This window comes from Streptomyces sp. NBC_01214 (genome assembly GCF_026340975.1).
Classification (GTDB): domain Bacteria; phylum Actinomycetota; class Actinomycetes; order Streptomycetales; family Streptomycetaceae; genus Streptomyces.
In genome coordinates, this window is record NZ_JAPEOS010000001.1 from 3296557 (window position 1) to 3314632 (window position 18076).

An 18076-nucleotide genomic window follows, 5' to 3' on the forward strand; every position below is an offset into this window, starting at 1 on the left:
GCCCGACCTACAACGTGCCGATGGCGCTGCGGCTGTACGGCGATGTGGATGCTGCCGCCCTCGAGGCGGCGTTCGGTGACCTCGCGGTCCGGCACGAGAGCCTTCGCACGGTGTTCCCCGAGACCGGGGGACAGCCCTGCCAGCGGGTGCTCGACGGCGACGGGGCGCTGCCCCGGCTCGAGGTGGTGGACGCCTCGGCGTTCGGAGCAGCCGAGCTGGACGAGGCGCTGGAGGAGTTCGCCTGTGGCGGGTTCGACCTGACGCGCGATCTGCCGGTGCGGGTGCGCCTGTTCTCGCGCGGCGATGGTGAGCACGTCCTGATGATGGTGCTGCACCACATCGTGGCCGACGGCTGGTCGAGGGCTCCGCTGGGCCGTGACCTGTCGGTGGCGTATGCGGCGCGGCTCGACGGCGCGGCCCCGGTGTGGGAGCCGCTGCCCGTGCAGTACGCGGACTACGCGCTGTGGCAGCGTGAGGTGCTCGGCTCGGAGGACGACCCCGAGAGCGCCATCTCCCAGCAGCTCGCGTACTGGCGCGAGCAGCTCGCGGACCTGCCGGCCGAGCTGGCGCTGCCCGCGGACCGGCCGCGCCCGGCCGTGGCCACCTACCGGGGCGGCTCCGTGCCGTTCAGGCTGGACGCCCTGCTGCACCAGCGGCTGCTCAAGCTGGCCCGAAGCGGTCAGGCCAGTCTGTTCATGGTGCTGCAGGCTGGTGTCGCGGCACTGCTGTCACGGTCGGGTGCGGGCGAGGACATTCCGATCGGCACACCGATCGCGGGACGTACCGACGACGCGCTCGACGATCTGGTCGGCTTCTTCCTCAACACCCTGGTGCTGCGCACGGACGTCTCGGGCAGGCCCACCTTCCGTGAGCTGCTGGCCCGGGTCCGGGATGCCGATCTCGCCGCGTACGCCCATCAGGAGCTGCCCTTCGAGCGGCTCGTGGAGGTGCTCAACCCCGAGCGTTCCCTCTCCATGCACCCGCTGTTCCAGGTGATGCTGACGCTGCAGAACAACCCGGACGCCTCGCTGGTGATGCCGGGGCTGCGGACCGAGGGGCTGGAGCTCGACAACACGGTTGCCAAGTTCGACCTGTTCTTCGCCATGGGAGAGCTGCGCGGCAGCGACGGCTCGCCCGACGGAATCGAGGGCCAGATCGAGTACAGCTCCGACAGGTTCGACCGCAGGACCGTCGAGCTGCTGGCCGAGCGCCTGGTGCGGCTGCTGACCGCGGCCGCCGCTGACCCGCGGCTCCCCGTGACGGGCCTCGACATCCTGCACCCGGTCGAGCGCCACCAACTGCTGGTGCGCAACAACGACACCGACCACGCGATTGAAGCGACCGGTCTGCCCGCGATGTTCGCGGCCCAGGTCGCCCTGGCTCCCGGAGCCGCCGCCGTGGTGACGGACGAGTCCGTGCTCAGCTATGCCGAACTCGACGCCAGGTCCAACCGTCTGGCGCGGCTGCTGATCGGACGGGGGATCGGACCCGAGTCGGTGGTGGGGCTGCTCCTGCCCCGGTCCGCAGAGCTGATCGTCGCGATCACCGCGGTACTGAAGGCCGGTGCGGCCTACCTCCCCATCGACCCCGACTACCCGGCCGACCGCATCGCGTTCATGCTGGGCGACACGGCCCCCGCGGTGGTCCTCACCGACACCGGAACCTGGCAGGACCAGGACGGTGTGCGGACCCCGTACGTCGCGCTCGATGAGCGCGCCACCCTGGACGCGCTGGCATCGCTCGACCCCGCCGCCGTACGCGACGACGAGCGGGTGGCACCGCTCACCCCGGACGCTCCCGTCTACGTCATCTACACCTCGGGGTCGACGGGGCGCCCCAAGGGGGTCGTCATGCCGGCCGGGGCGATGCTGAACCTGCTGTCCTGGCACGAGTCCGCGATCGGACCGGCGGAGGCGGGCGCGGCCGGAGCGAGGGTGGCCCAGTTCACCGCGATCAGCTTCGACGTGTCCGCGCAGGAGATCCTGTCCACCCTGATGTCGGGCAAGACCCTGGTCGTCCCCGACCAGGAGACCCGTCGGGACGCCTCCCAGCTGGTGCGTTGGCTGGAGGAACACCAGGTCAACGAGATGTACGCCCCCCAGCTGGTGGTGGACGCCCTGGCTGCGGCCTCGGTCGAGCAGGGCCGCGAGCTGCCCGCGCTGAAGACCATCGCCCAGGCCGGGGAGGCCCTCGTACTCACCCAGGACATCAGGGCGTTCTACGGCGGCGGGGTCGACCGCACGCTGCACAACCACTACGGACCCACCGAGACGCATGTCGTCACCGCCGGCACGCTTCCCGCCGACCGGACGGGGTGGCCCGCCACCGCGCCCATCGGCGGCCCCATCTGGAACACCCAGGTCTATGTGCTCGACTCGGATCTCGGCCCGGTCCCGACGGGTGTGGCGGGAGAGCTCTACCTCGCGGGGAGTAACGTCGCACGCGGCTACCTCAAGCGCCCCGGGCTGACCGCCGAGCGGTTCGTCGCCAACCCCTACGGGGCGCCCGGCGCGCGGATGTACCGCACGGGCGACCTGGTGAAGTGGCGCCTGGACGGCCAGCTGGAGTTCATCGGACGCATCGACCACCAGGTCAAGGTCCGCGGGTTCCGTATCGAACCCGGTGAGATCGAGGCCGCACTGGGCAGGCACGAGGACCTCTCGTCGGTCGCCGTCCTGGCCCGCGAGGACCGTCCGGGAGTGCAGCAGTTGGTGGCCTATGTGGTGCCGACGGCAGGACGGGATGTCCCCGACGCCGAAGCGCTGCGGCGGTTCGTCGCGGGCGAGGTGCCCGACTACATGGTGCCGTCGGCGTTCATCGTGCTGGATGCGCTGCCGCTGACCCCCAATGGCAAGCTCGACCGGCGGGCGCTGCCCGCTCCCGCGCTGGACGCGACGGCCAGGCGGGCACCGCGTACCGCGCGGGAGGAAGCGCTCTGCGTGCTGTTCGCCGAAGTGCTCGGCGTGCCGGACGTCGGCATCGACGACAGCTTCTTCGAGCTGGGCGGGCACTCGCTGATGGCGACCAGGCTGATCAGCCGCATCCGTACGGTGCTCGATGTCGAGCTGTCGGTACGCAGTGTCTTCGAGGCTCCCACGGTGGCCGGTCTCGCCGGGCGGATCACCGAGGGCGGCACGGGCCGCCGGGCACTGGCGCCGATGGAGCGCGGCGACGACGTACCGCTGTCCTTCGCGCAGCGCCGTCTGTGGTTCCTCAACCGCTTCGAGGGCCCCAGCCCGACCTACAACCTTCCGCTCGCACTGCGGCTGCGCGGATCGCTGGACGTGGACGCGCTGCGGCACGCGCTGAACGACGTCGTGATGCGCCACGAGAGCCTGCGGACGCTGTTCCCCGAGACCGGCGGGACACCCCGGCAGGTCGTCGTCGACCACGTCCCCGAGCTTGAGGTGGTGGACGCGTCGGCGTTCTCGGCCGCCGAACTCGACGAGGCGCTGACCGAGGCCGCCGGCGCGGGATTCGATCTCGTCCGGGAGCTGCCGGTGCGGCTGCGGCTGTTCGCCCGCGGTGGCGACGAGCACGTCCTGATGATGGTGCTGCACCATATCGTGGGTGACGGCTGGTCGATGGCTCCGCTGGGCCGTGACCTGTCGGTGGCGTATGCGGCGCGGCTCGACGGCGCGGCCCCGGTGTGGGAGCCGCTGCCCGTGCAGTACGCGGACTACGCGCTGTGGCAGCGTGAGGTGCTCGGCTCGGAGGACGACCCCGAGAGCGCCATCTCCCAGCAGCTCGCGTACTGGCGCGAGCAGCTCGCGGACCTGCCGGCCGAGCTGGCGCTGCCGACGGACCGGCCGCGGCCCGCCGTGGCCAGCTACCGGGGGGACCGCATCCAGATCCGGTTCGACGCCGGACTGCACCAGCAGCTGTCCGACCTCGCCCGCCGGCATGAGGTCACCATGTTCATGCTCTTCCAGGCGGCCGTGTCGACCCTGCTGTCCCGGCTCGGCGCCGGCGACGACATCCCGGTCGGAACCGCGGTCGCCGGGCGTACCGATGGCGCGCTCGACAATCTGGTCGGCTTCTTCATCAACACGCTGGTGCTGCGTACGGATCTCTCCGGAGACCCCAGCTTCGAGGAGGTGCTGCGCCGGGTCCGGGAGACCGGACTCGCCGCCTACGCCCACCAGGACCTGCCCTTCGAACGGCTGGTGGAGGCGCTCAACCCTGAGCGCTCGCTGTCCATGCACCCGCTCTTCCAGACCATGCTGAGCTTCGAGAACACCTCGGACGCGGTCGTCGAACTGCCGGGTCTGACCATGGTCCCCGAGCCCGTGGGCCTGGACATCGCCAAGTTCGACCTGATGTTCGGCCTCAAGGAGCAGTTCGCACAGGACGGCTCGGCCGCCGGGATCGACGGCGCGATCGAGTACAGCGGCGACCTCTTCGACGAGGCGACCGTCGTGGCCCTGCACGGCAGGCTGGAGCGCCTGCTGACCGCCGTCGCGGCGGACCCGGCCAGGCCGGTGGCGGACATCGACGTGCTTGGTTCCGAGGAGCGGGAGGCCCTGCGCGCCCAGGGCAGCGGGGACACGTACGAGCCGGAGTCCTCGGCCACGTCCATCGCGCACAGGTTCGCCGAGCAGGTACGCGAGACCCCGGACGCGATCGCGCTGAGCACGGGCGAACTCACCCTGACGTACCGGGAACTCGACCGGCGCTCCAACCGGTTGGCACACCGTCTGATCCGTTCGGGGATCGGGGCCGAGTCCACGGTCGCGGTCCTCATGGAGCGCTCCGAGCACCTGGTGACCGCCACCCTCGCGGTGCTCAAGGCCGGCGGCGCCTATGTGCCGCTCGACCCGCGCTTCCCTGCCGCCCGGATCATCAGGACCATGGACGAGACGGCGGCGTCGGTGCTCCTGGCCGACAGCGCGGTCCCGGTGCCGGAACTCGCCGACGGCAGTGAGCTGATCGTCGTCGACACCGACGAGTCGATCGCCCGGGAGTCCGATGGGGACACGGGTGTCCACACCCACCCCGAGCAGCTCGCCTACATCATGTTCACCTCCGGTTCGACCGGCACGCCCAAGGGGGTGGCGGTCACCCAGAGCAGTGTGGTCGCTCTCGCCCTGGACCGCCGCTGGCGCGGCGGCGCGCACGAGCGGGTGCTGCTGCACTCCCCGTACGCCTTCGACGCGACCACGTACGAGATCTGGGCGCCGCTGCTGGGCGGCGGCGAGATCGTCGTGGCTCCTCCGGGCCCGCTCGATGTGACGCGGCTCGGCGAGCTGATCTCCGGGCGCGGGGTCACCGGGCTGTGGCTGACAGCAGGTCTCTTCCGCCTCGTGGCCGAGGAGTCCCCCGGCAGCCTCACCGGTGTACGGGAAGTGTGGACCGGCGGCGACGTGGTGCCGGCCGAGTCGGTGCGCCGCGCGCTCACGCACTGCCCGGGACTCGTGGTGACCGACGGCTACGGCCCCACGGAGACGACGACCTTCGCCACCAGCCACCGGATGAGCGACGCGGAGCTGGTCCCGGCCACCGTGCCGATCGGCCGGGCCCTGGACAACATGCGGGTCCATGTCCTCGACGACCGGCTGCGGCTCGTCCCCGCCGGTGTGGCGGGTGAGCTCTACATCAGCGGAGCGGGCCTCGCCCGGGGCTACCTGGGCCGGTCGGGCGCTACGGCCGAGCGGTTCGTAGCCGATCCGTACGGCCCCGCGGGGACCCGGATGTACCGGACGGGCGACACCGCGCGGCGCAGGGCCGACGGCGAGATCGAGTTCATCGGCCGCGACGACGACCAGATCAAACTGCGCGGATTCCGCATCGAGCTCGGGGAGATCGAGGACCTGCTGCGGAGGCAGCCCGCGGTCGGCACCGCGTCGGTCGTCGTCCGGCACGATCCTCCGGCCGCCAAACGCCTGGTGGCCTATGTGGTGCCGGCGCGCGGGGGAGAGGCCCCGGATCCGGCCGTGCTGCGCGACGCACTCGCGGCCGATCTGCCCGACTACATGGTCCCGTCGGCGTTCATCGAGCTCGAAGCACTGCCGCTGACCGCCAACGGCAAGCTCGACCGCGCGGCGCTGCCCGCTCCCGCGATCGAGGTCCAGGCCGGGGCCAGGGAGCCCGGCACACCGGTGGAGAAGGTGCTGCTGGAGCTGTTCGGCGAGCTCCTCGGCGTGCGGGACATCGGGCCCGACCAGAGCTTCTTCGACCTCGGCGGGGACAGCATCACCTCGATCCAGCTGGTGTCGAGGGCCCGCGACCGCGGCCTGGTCTTCACCCCCAAGGACGTCTTCAAGCTCCGCAGTGTCGCCGCGCTCGCCTCGGCGGCCACCGCGCTGGACGGCAACGGGGGCGAGGACGCGCTGGCGGGGACCGGCGAGGTGCCGCTCACCCCGATCGTGCACTGGCTGCGCAACCGGGGCGGCGGCATCGGAAGGTTCAACCAGTCCATGCTGCTGCAGACTCCGGTGGGTATCACCCGCGAGCAGCTGACGGACACGGTGCAGGCGCTGCTCGACCACCACGACGCGCTACGGCTGCGCCTTTCCAGGAGCGAGGGCGACTGGCAGCTGGAGGTCGCACCGCGCGGCAAGGTCATCGCGGACGACCTGATCCGTCGCGTCGACATCACCGGGCAGGGCACCGAAGCCCTCCGCGCCACCCTGGCCGCCGAGGGCGAGAGCGCCTGGGACCGGCTCGACCCGGACGGCGGAGTGATGGTCCAGGCCGTCTGGTACGACGCCGGACCCGACCGGCGGGGCCGGCTGTTCCTCGCCGTCCACCATCTGGCCGTGGACGGCGTGTCCTGGCGGATCATCCAGTCCGACCTGGCCGCCGTCTGGCGGGCGGTCGCCGCCGGGCGCACGCCGGAGCTCATGCCCGTGGGAACCTCGCTGCGCCGCTGGTCCCAGCAGCTGACCCGGGCCGCGCGGGAACCCAAGCGGGTCGCCGAACTGGACGCCTGGCGAGAGCGGTTGGAGCAGCCTGACCCGCTGATCGGGAAGTGCCCGGTCGATCCCGGGCGCGACCTGGCCGCCACGGTCCGCTCGCTCTCCCTCACCCTGCCGGCGGAGGCCACCGAGGCTCTGCTCACCACCGTCCCGGCCGCGTTCCACGCGGGCATCAACGACGTCCTGCTGACCGGGCTCGCGCTGGCCATCGCCGACTGGCGGAGACAGCGCGGGTCGGGCGGGTCCGGGAACGGGCTGTTGCTCGCCCTCGAAGGCCACGGCAGGGAGGAGTTCCTCGGCGGGGTCGACCTCTCCCGTACGGTCGGCTGGTTCACCACGATGTATCCGGTCCGTCTCCATCCGGGTCCCGTGGACCACCGGGACGTCTGGGCCGCGGGACCGGCCGTGGGGCAGGCCCTCAAGACGGTGAAGGAGCAGCTGCGCGCCATCCCCGACAACGGAATCGGCTACGGGCTGCTGCGCCACCTCAACCCGGAGACCGCACCCGTGCTGGCGGCACACGCCGAGCCGCAGATCGGCTTCAACTACCTGGGCCGTTTCGACACAGGAGCGTCCAAGGAGCTCGCCGACTGGGCCCCGGCCCCTGAGGGCGGCGCATACGGCGCCGACGACCCCCGGATGCCGGTGGCGCACGCCCTGGAGGTGAGCGCGATCACCGAGAACCACGCCGACGGGCCCCGTCTCACCGCCACCTGGCAGTGGGCGGACGCGCTCTTCGACGAGTCCTCCGTCGAGAACCTGGCGCAGACCTGGTTCCGCGCCCTTCATGTCCTGGTGAGCCATGCGCAGAACCCGGAGACGGGTGGCCACACGCCCTCCGACCTGGGCCTCAGCTCCCTGGGGCAGGACGAGATTGATGAACTCGAAGACGAGCTGAACATCGAATGGGGTATGGAAAAGTGAGTCGTACGAGGATCGAAGACGTCCTGCCGCTGTCCCCGCTGCAGGAGGGCATGTACTTCCACGCCCGCTTCGACGAGGAGGAACTGGACGTCTACACCGTTCAGTTCGTGTTCAGCCTTGAAGGCCAGGTGGACGCGGCCCGGCTGCGGGAAGCCGTGCATGCCCTGGTGCGGCGGCACCCGAACCTGCGGGCCGGGTTCCGGCAGCGCAAGTCAGGCGAGCCGATGCAGGTCATCCATCGCGAGGTGAAGCTGCCCTGGGAGGAGATCGATCTCTCCGGTCTCGACGCCACCGAGCGGGAGGAGGAGCTCGACCGGCTCATTTCCGACGACCGCTACCGCCGGTTCGATCTCGCCAAGGCTCCGCTGCTTCGGTTCACCCTGATCGCGCTCGGCGGCGGTCAGCACCGGCTGCTGCTCAGCAACCACCACATCCTGCTGGACGGCTGGTCGATGCCGCTGCTGGTCGGGGAGCTGCTCGACCTCTACAGGCGGGGTGGCGACGCCACCGGTCTGCCGGTGGTGACCCCCTACCGCGAGTTCCTCGACTGGGTGCGGCGTCAGGACCGCGCCGCCGCCGAGACCGCCTGGCGCAAGGTGCTCGACGGGGTCGTCGAACCGACCCTGCTGGTGCCGGCCGACGCCGGCCGCAAGGCCGCGGCGCCCAAGCAGCTCAGGATCACCCTGCCCGAGGAGCTCGCCGAGCAGCTTCGGGTCCGTACCCAGGCCAGCGGGCTGACCCTGAACACGCTGGTGCAGGGTGCCTGGGCCGTACTGCTGAGCAAGCTGACCGGCCGCCAGGACGTGCTGTTCGGAGCCACCGTCGCCGGCCGGCCACCGGAGATCCACGGGGTCGAGTCGATGATCGGCCTGTTCATCAACACCCTTCCCGTACGGGTGGCCATGGAGCCCGGTGAGCCGCTGGTCGAGCTCCTCGGCCGGCTGCAGGACCAGCAGTCCGACCTCATCCCCCATCAGCACCTCAGCCTCTCCGCGGTGCAGGGGCTCACCGGACTGCCCGAACTGTTCGACACCCTCGTGGTGTTCGAGAACTTCCCTGTCGGCGCCGGGAAGCCCGAGGAGTCCGACGACGCGCTGAACGTCACCGACTTCACCGGTGAGGACTCCACCCATTACCCGCTCACCCTGATGGTGATGCCCGCGGAGGCCGGCCTGGGTCTGAGGGTCGGCTACCGCTCCGATCTGATCGACGATGCCGCAGCCCTGGCGCTTACGCGTCAGCTGCAGCGGGTCCTTGAGGCGATCGCCCTGACCCCGCAGCTCCCGCTGCGCGCGGTGGACATCCTGGAGCCGGACGAGCGCGAACAGGTGCTGGTGGAGTGGAACGCCACCGCGCACGAGGTGTCCGCCGGTGATCTGCTGACCCTGGTGGACGCATGGGTGGCACAGGCGCCGGATGCCGTTGCGGTGACGGACGGCGAGGCCACGTTGACCTATGCGGAGCTGGACGCGCGGGCTAACCGCCTTGCGGCGCTGCTCGCCGAACGGGGCGCTGGGCCCGAGGAGTACGTCGCCGTGGCACTGCCGCGCACGGCCGAACTGCTGACGGCGCTGCTCGCGGTGCTGAAGTCCGGGGCCGCCTATCTGCCGCTGGACCCGGAGTATCCGACTGAGCGCATCACGTACATGGTGGAGGACGCCCGGCCCTCCCTGGCACTGGTGACCTCCGCCACGGCCGGGCTCTTCGGCGTCGAGGGCCCGGAGCGGATCGCCCTCGACGATCCCGCCGTACTGGCACGTCTGGACGCGTCGGCGCCGGCGGTTCCCGGGCCCGCCGTCGCCACGTCTCCGGACAACCCGGCCTACGTCATCCACACCTCGGGGTCGACGGGCAGGCCCAAGGGAGTGGTGGTGCCGCGTGGCGCCGTCACCAATTTCCTCTGCGCGATGCAGGACCGCTTCCGGCTCACCGACCGTGACCGGCTGCTCGCGGTCACCACGGTCGCCTTCGACATCGCCACGCTGGAGATGTACCTTCCGCTGATCAGCGGTGCGGGCGTGGTCATCGCCTCCCGCGAGGTGGTGCGTGACCCGGGCGAGCTGACCGCGTTCGCCGCCACGACCGGTGCGACGGTGATGCAGGCCACCCCCTCGCTGTGGCAGGCGGTCACCGCCGCCAACCCCGAAGGGGTACGGGGACTGACGATGCTGGTCGGCGGCGAGGCACTGCCCTCGGGGCTCGCGGCCACGATGTGCGGGCTCGGCAGCAGCGTCACCAACCTCTACGGGCCGACCGAGACCACCGTCTGGTCCAGTGCGGCCGCGGTGGCGGGCGACGGAACCACCCCCACCATCGGGGGGCCCGTGTGGAACACCCGGATCTATGTCCTGGACGGGAGCCTGCGGCCGACACCTCCGGGGGTCGCGGGCGACCTCTACATCGCCGGTGACGGTGTGGTGCGCGGCTATCTGAACCGGCCCGGTCTGACGGCCGAGCGTTTCGTCGCGGATCCGTTCGAGCAGTCCGGGGCGCGGATGTACCGCACGGGCGACATCGCCCGCTGGCGTGCCGACGGCGAACTCGAATTCCTCGGCCGCGCCGACCACCAGGTCAAGCTCAGGGGCCACCGGATCGAGCTCGGTGAGATCGAGTCGGCCCTCACCGCCTTCCCCGAGGTGGGGCAGGCCGTCGTCGTGGTCCGCGAGGACGGACCGGACACCAGGCAGCTGATCGCCTATCTGGTCGCCGACCCGGGCGCACGGGTCCCCGCCGCCGCCGAGCTGCGCACCCGCACCGGCGCCGGGCTGCCGGACTACATGGTGCCCGCCGCCTTCGTCGTCCTCGACGAACTTCCCCTGACTCCCAACGGCAAGCTCGACCGCTCCAAGCTCCCCGCGCCCGAGTTCGGATCAGGCGGCGGCCGGGCTCCGCGTTCCCCGCGCGAGGAGATCCTCTGCGGTCTGTTCACCGAGCTGCTCGGTGTCACCGGGTTCGGCATGGACGAGAGCTTCTTCGAGCTCGGCGGCAACTCGCTGCTCGGCACCCAGCTGATCAGCCGGATCCGCTCCACCTTCGCCGTGGAGATCCAGCTGCGGGTGCTGTGGGACGCACCGTCGGTAGCCCAGCTCGCCGACCGGCTGGCCGGCGCGGACACCGACCGCAGGCCCGCGCTGGTCCCCGTCGACAGGACCGAGCGGATCCCGCTGTCGCTGGCGCAGCTCAGACTGTGGTTCCTCAACCGGCTCGAGGGGCCGAGCGCCACGTACAACATCCCTCTTCCTCTGCGGCTCTCAGGCGTCCTCGACCGGTCGGCGCTCCAGGCCGCACTGGGCGATGTGGTGTCCCGGCACGAGAGCCTGCGGACGGTCTTCCACGACATCGACGGAAAGCCGTACCAGGTCGTCCTCGACGACCTGCCCGAGCTGCCCGTCGTCCACACCGATGAGGAGCACCTGGAAGCCGAACTGACCGCGGCGATCGGCCACGGCTTCGACATCAGGTCCGAGATCCCCTTCCGGGCCCGGCTCTTCGCGCTGGGTGAGACCGAGCACGTCCTGCTGATCCTGATCCATCACATCGCGGGAGACGGAGCCTCGACGGGCCCGCTGGCCGCCGACCTCTCGGCCGCCTACGCGGCCCGTGCCAGGGGTCAGGCCCCGGCCTGGGATCCGCTGCCCGTGCAGTACGCCGACTACACCATCTGGCAGCAGCGGCTCCTCGGCGACATGGCGGACGAGAACAGCACCATAGCCCGCCAGACCGCCTACTGGCAGAAGACCCTGGCGGGGCTTCCCGAGCAGATCAGCCTGCCGACCGACCGGCCGCACCCGGCCGTCTCGACCTACCGGGGCGGCGTCGTCCCGGTGCGGCTCGGCGCGGAACTGCACCGCAAGCTCGCTGCCCTGGCACGCGAGAAGCGCGTCACGCTCTTCATGGTGATGCAGTCCGGAATCGCCGCGCTGCTGAGCCGCCTCGGTGCGGGCGACGACATCCCGCTCGGCTCGACCATCGCGGGACGTACCGACGAGGCCCTCGACGATCTGGTCGGGTTCTTCGTCAACTCCCTGGTGCTGCGCACCGATGTGTCGGGCAACCCGAGCTTCGCCGACCTGCTGGTCCGGGTCCGGGAGGCCGACCTGGCGGCGTACGCCAACCAGGATCTGCCCTTCGAGCGCCTCGTCGAGGTGATCAATCCCGAACGCACGCTCTCCAGGAACCCGTTGTTCCAGGTCATGCTCGCCTTCCAGAACGTGGCCGAGGCCCACCTCGACATCGACGGCCTCTCGGTGGGTGCGGCACACGCGGACGCACACGTGGCCAAGTTCGACCTGTCGTTCAGCCTGACCGACCACTACACGGACGACGGCGCGGCGGACGGCATCGGCGGCGTGGTGGAGTACAGCGCCGACATCTTCGACGCCGCCACTGTCCAGGACATCTGCACCCGCCTCGAGCGGCTGCTCACCGCTGTCGCGGAGAACCCGGACCGACCGTTCACCGAGATCGACGTGCTCACCGACGACGAGCGCGAGCGGATCCTGGTGGGCTTCAACCAGGCCAGGGTGGTCGAACCCGCAGGGCTGCTCCCCGACCTGTTCGAGGCGCAGGTCGCCCGCACCCCGAACGCGCCTGCCCTCGTCGAGGGGGAGTCGACCCTCACCTACGCGGAGCTCAACGCGAGGGCCAACGCACTGGCGCATGATCTGATCGCCGCGGGTGCGGGGCCGGAGCGTCTGGTGGGGGTGGTACTGCCTCGCTCGGCCGACCTGGTGGTGGCCCTCCTCGCGGTGGCCAAGTCCGGGGCCGCCTACGTGCCGATCGACCCCGAGTACCCGGCGGAGCGCATCGGGTTCATGCTGTCCGATGCCGCCCCGGAGCTGGTTCTCGCCGACTCGCGGACCGCTGCCGCGGTGCCGGCCGGGGTACGGGTGCTGCTTGTCACGGCGGAGCGGGGTGCGGTGACAACCGATCCGCGGGACAGCGACAGGCGCGCCGCGCTCACGGCTGCCAACCCGGCGTACGTCATCTACACCTCGGGTTCCACCGGCCGTCCCAAGGGGGTGGTGGTGGCCCACAGCTCGGTCGCGGTGTACCTGGAGTACGCGCGGGAGCACTACCCGTCGGTGGCCGACAGCGCGCTGCTGCATTCACCCGTCTCGTTCGACCTGACGGTCACCGCGCTGTACGCGCCCCTGGTTTCCGGCGGATGTGTACGGGTCACGGCGCTGGAGGGGCCCGGATCCGGTGCGCCCTGCCCGGCGTTCCTCAAGGCGACCCCGTCCCATCTGGCCCTGCTCGGACTGCTGCCCGAGGAGTTCTCGCCCACCGGCGAACTGGTCGTCGGCGGCGAGATGCTGCTCGGCGAGGTGGTCGAGGAGTGGCGCCGGCAGCGTCCGGGGGCCACGGTGGTCAACGAGTACGGGCCGACCGAGGCGACCGTGGGCTGCGTGGAGTACCGGATCGGGCCCGGCGAGGCGGTGCCGGCCGGACCCGTCCCGATCGGCCGCCCCATGTGGAACTCGGCGATCTACGTCCTGGACGCGGCGCTGCAGCCGGTTCCGGTCGGCGTCCCCGGTGAGCTGTACATCGCGGGTACCCAGCTTGCCCGCGGCTATCTGAACCGGGCCGCCCTGACGGCGGAGCGGTTCGTGGCCGACCCGTACGGTGCGCCGGGCGCGCGGATGTACCGGACCGGCGACCTGGGCCGCTGGCAGGCGGACGGCGATCTCGACTACCTCGGCCGGATCGACGACCAGGTCAAGCTCCGCGGCTTCCGGATCGAACTCGGGGAGGTGGAGTCGGCCCTCGCCCGGTGCCCGCAGGTCGCCCGCGCTGCTGCCGTGGTGCGCGAGGACCAGCCGGGGCACCGGCAGCTCGTCGGGTACGTCGTGCCCGACGAGGGCGGGGCGCTCGACGAGGAAGCGCTGCGCGGGCGCCTGGCCGGTCTGCTGCCCGAGTACATGGTCCCGGCCGCGGTCGTCGTCGTGGACGCCCTCCCGCTGACTCCCAACGGCAAGCTGGACCGCAAGGCCCTGCCCGCGCCGGACTTCACCAGTGGTGCCGACGCGAGTGCGGACGCCGCACCGCGCACCCCGCGGGAGGAGAAGCTGGCCGCCTTGTTCGCCGAGGTGCTCGGCTGCGAGGCGGTCGGCATCCACGACAGCTTCTTCGAGCTCGGCGGCGACAGCATCGTCTCCATCCAACTGGTCGCACGTGCCCGCAGACTGGGTCTCGCCCTGTCCCCGAAGGACGTCTTCGAGCACAAGACCGTGGCGGCGATCGCCGCCACCCTCACCGATCTCGACACCCCCGTGGCGGTGGACGCGGGCGCCGGAATCGGTGCCCTGCCGGCCACCCCGATCGTGCACTGGCTGCGTGAGCGGGGGTCGGAGATCAAGCGCTTCAGCCAGTCGATGGTGCTGCACACTCCGTCCGAGCTGACCTGGGACCAACTCACCGTGGTGGTGCAGGCCCTGCTGGACCGGCACGACGCGCTGCGGATGCGTCTGTCCCGGGCCGCCGACGGCACCTGGGGCTTCGAGGTCGCACCGCACGGGGCGGTGAGCGCGGCAGGGGTGCTCGACCGGGTCGACATCCGCGGTCTTGACGCCGAGGGCGTTCGGGACGCGGTGGCCGAGCACGGTGCGGCCGCGGTGGACCGGCTCGACCCGGATGAGGGGGCGGTGATCCAGGGGGTGTGGCTGGATGGCGGCTCCGGACAGCAGGGCCGTCTGATCGTCGTGGTGCACCACCTGGCGGTGGACGGCGTGTCCTGGCGCGTCCTGCTCCCGGACCTCGATGAGGCCTGGACGGCAGTCTCCGCGGGGCGGACGCCGGAACTCCAGCCGGTGGGGACGTCGCTGCGCACCTGGGCCGGCCGGCTCGGGGAAGCCGCCCAGGCCCCGGCTCGTACTGCCGAACTCGCAGACTGGCAGCGGCGCCTGGACGGGGACGCCCACCTCATCGGCGACTCGGCGCTGGACCCGGCACGGGACCTGGCCGGGACCGTCACGTCGCTGGAGGTCCAGCTGGACCCGGAGGTGACGGACGCCCTGCTCACCCGGGTGCCCGCCCTCTTCCACGCCGGGATCAACGACGTACTGCTGACCGCGCTGGCCCTGGCGGTGGCCGATCACCGTCAGCGCAAGGACCCCGATGCCCGCACGGACCTGCTGCTCTCGCTTGAGGGCCACGGCCGCGAGGAGATCATCGACGGGATCGACCTGTCCCGTACCGTGGGCTGGTTCACCACGGTGTTCCCGGTCAGGCTGGACCCTGGGCGACTGGACTGGAACAAGCTGTGGTCGGGTGGCCCGGCGGTGGGCCGGGCGCTCAAGGCGGTCAAGGAGCAACTGCGCGCCATCCCCGACAACGGAATCGGCTACGGCCTGTTGCGTTACCTCAACCCGGAGACCGCACCCGCGCTCGCCTCGGCGCCCACGCCGCAGATCGGCTTCAACTACCTCGGCCGCTTCGACGCGGGCGGGCGGCCGGACACCGCACCGTGGTCGCCTGCCGCGGACGACGCGGTGGTCGGCGGAGACGATCCGCTGATGCCGGTGGCACACGCTCTCGAGGTGCTCGCCTCCACGACGGGTCATGCCGACGGAGCACGTCTGACGGCCAGCTGGCAGTGGCCGCAGGCGCTGTTCACCGAGGCGGAGGTCCGTGAGCTGGCGGAGAGCTGGGTGCGTGCACTGACCATCCTGGCGGAGCACGCCGGGAAGCCCGGCGCCGGCGGGCGCACGCCTTCCGATGTCCCCCTGGTGTCCCTGAGCCAGCACGAGATCGCCGCGCTGGAGGGGGACACCCCCGCCGCCGTCGAGGACATCCTTCCGCTGGCGCCCCTGCAGGAGGGTCTCTTCTTCCAGGCCCAGCTGGAGGGGGAGCGGGACGTCTACACCGTCCAGTACGTGTTCACCCTCGAAGGGGAGGTGGACGCCGCCGCGATGCGGGCGGCCGGCGCCGCCGTGCTGCGCCGCCATGCCAATCTGCGGGCCGAGTTCCGGCACACGAAGTCCGGAGCGGCGATCCAGGTGATCCACCGAGAGGTGGAGCTCCCCTGGGCCGAGGTGGACCTCAGCCATCTGGGCGAGGCCGATCGCGCCCGGGAGCTTGCGAGGCTGGTCGCGGAGGACCGGTTCCGGCAGTTCGACCTGTCCCGGCCGCCGCTGCTGCGTCTCACCCTGGTGCGGCTTGCTCCGCAGAGCTACCGGCTGCTGTTCAGCAACCATCACATCCTGCTGGACGGCTGGTCGATGCCACTGCTGCTGACCGAGCTGTTCACGATCTACGAGGAGGGCGGCGACGACTCGTCGGCGGGCCCGGTGGCTCCGTACCGGGACTACCTCGACTGGCTGCACCGGCAGGACCCCGAGGCCGCCGAGGCCGCATGGCGGACCGCGCTGGAAGGGGTGTCCGAGCCGACCCTGCTGGCGGCCGCCGACCCGCACCGCGCTCCCGTGGTGCCGGAGCACCTGGTGGTCGAGCTTCCGGACGGGCTCACCGAGCAGCTGACGAAGCGCACCAGAAGCAGCGGGCTGACCATGAACACCATGGTCCAGGGTGCCTGGGCAGTGCTCCTCGGCCAGGTGACGGGCCGCCATGACGTGATCTTCGGCGGAGCGGTCTCAGGCCGTCCGGCGGGGCTCCAGGGTGTCGAGTCCATGGTGGGGCTGTTCATCAACACCCTGCCGGTACGGGTCCGCTTCTCCGCGGAGGAATCGCTGGCCGAGCTGCTGACGCGGCTCCAGGGCCAGCAGTCCGACCTGATCGAACACCACCACGTGCGGCTGTCCGACCTCCATGCGTCCGTCGGTCTCGGCGAGCTCTTCGACACCCTTGTGGTGTTCGAGAACTATCCGTTCGACGCGAAGGGCGGGCAGGAGTCGGGCGCCGAGCTGTCGGTGGTGGACCTCGAGGCCGAGGACTCCACGCACTATCCGCTCACGCTCGATGTCATGCCGGGCAGCCGGCTGCACCTGCGAGTCAGCTACCGCCCCGATCTGATCACCCCCGACACCGCGCAGCGGCTGGTGGCCCGGCTCCAGGTGGTCCTGGAGGCCATCGCGTGGACGCCCGAGCTCAGTGTCGGCGCGCTGGACATCGCTGATCCCGCCGATCGCGAGACGGAGCTCCACGACCGGGCCGACGGGTCGCCGGACCATGCGGCCCTGCCCGCCCCGGCCTCCCAGTCCGTGACCGGCAGGGGCCCGCGTACCACGCGCGAGGAGATCCTGTGCGGACTGTTCGCGGAGGCGCTCGGTGTCGAGAAGGTCGGCCTCGATGACAACTTCTTCGACCTCGGCGGGAACTCCCTTCGTGCCGCTCACCTGGCGAGCCGGATCCGCAGTACCCTATCCGAGCGGATCCCGGTCCTCCGCGTGCTGTGGGAGTCGCCCACGGTCGCCGGACTGGCGGCGAAGCTGGGAGAGGGCGTTCCCGCCGATGACGAGGACAGGTTCGCCGTACTGCTGCCGCTGAGGACGCGGGGCACGCTGGCGCCGCTGTTCTGCGTGCATCCGCTCGGAGGCCTCAGCTCCATGTACGCGGGACTGCTCCAGCACGTCGAGGACCGGCCGGTCTACGGCCTGCAGGTCCGCGGCCTCGACTCGGACGAGTCGCTGCCCGCGACGGTCGAGGAGATGGCCGCCGACTACATCCAGCAGATCAGGAAGGTGCAGCCGAACGGCCCGTACCACCTGCTCGGTTGGTCGTTCGGCGTGAGCGTCGCCCAGTCGATGGCAGCCGCACTCGAGCGTGAGGGCGAGAAGACGGCTGTGCTCGTCTCGCTGGACTTCTCGCCGGGGTTCGCCGGTCCTGCCTCGGGCGACGAGGAGGATGAGTTCGACGAGTACGGCATCCTCTCGGTTCTGCTCAGCCTGGTCGGTGTGGACGTCTCGGCACTGGCGGAAGGGCGCCCGCCGACCGAGGAGGAGCTGTGGGCGGCACTGGAGCGCCAGGGCGGTTCTTCGGCGTTCATGGAACGGCGCCATGTCTCCCGTCTTGTCCACGTCGTGAACAACAACGTGCGGCTCGCGGCCGGATGGCAGCCGCCACGGATCGCCGCCGACGTCCTGGCCTTCGTGGCCACGCCGGACCCGGGGGCCGACGCGCATCTGGTGGGGAAGGCGGCCGACGGCTGGCGCCCGTTCCTGGACGGCCGGCTCGAGAGCCATCAGGTGGCGTGCTCCCACCAGGAGATGACCCAGCCGGGGCCGCTCGCCGAGATCGGCCGCGTGCTTGCGGAGCGACTGCCGGAATTCGAGTAACCC

The 18076-nt window shown here is 71.2% G+C and carries 2 protein-coding genes (1 of these 2 cut by a window edge); both read left to right on the forward strand.

The window, feature by feature from the left end:
- Positions 1-7841, forward strand: partial view of a non-ribosomal peptide synthetase gene (locus OG594_RS15705; RefSeq protein WP_266599268.1) — the 3' portion only. Its footprint begins 3244 nt before the window's first position; 7841 of the gene's 11085 nt are visible here — the last part of the coding sequence; the start codon falls outside the window, past its left edge; its stop codon occupies positions 7839-7841.
- A complete protein-coding gene (locus tag OG594_RS15710) occupies positions 7838-18073 on the forward strand; it encodes a non-ribosomal peptide synthetase (protein WP_266599270.1) in 10236 nt (3411 codons plus the stop codon). The genes OG594_RS15705 and OG594_RS15710 overlap by 4 nt, the downstream gene beginning before the upstream one ends.
- Positions 18074-18076 lie beyond the last annotated feature (3 nt).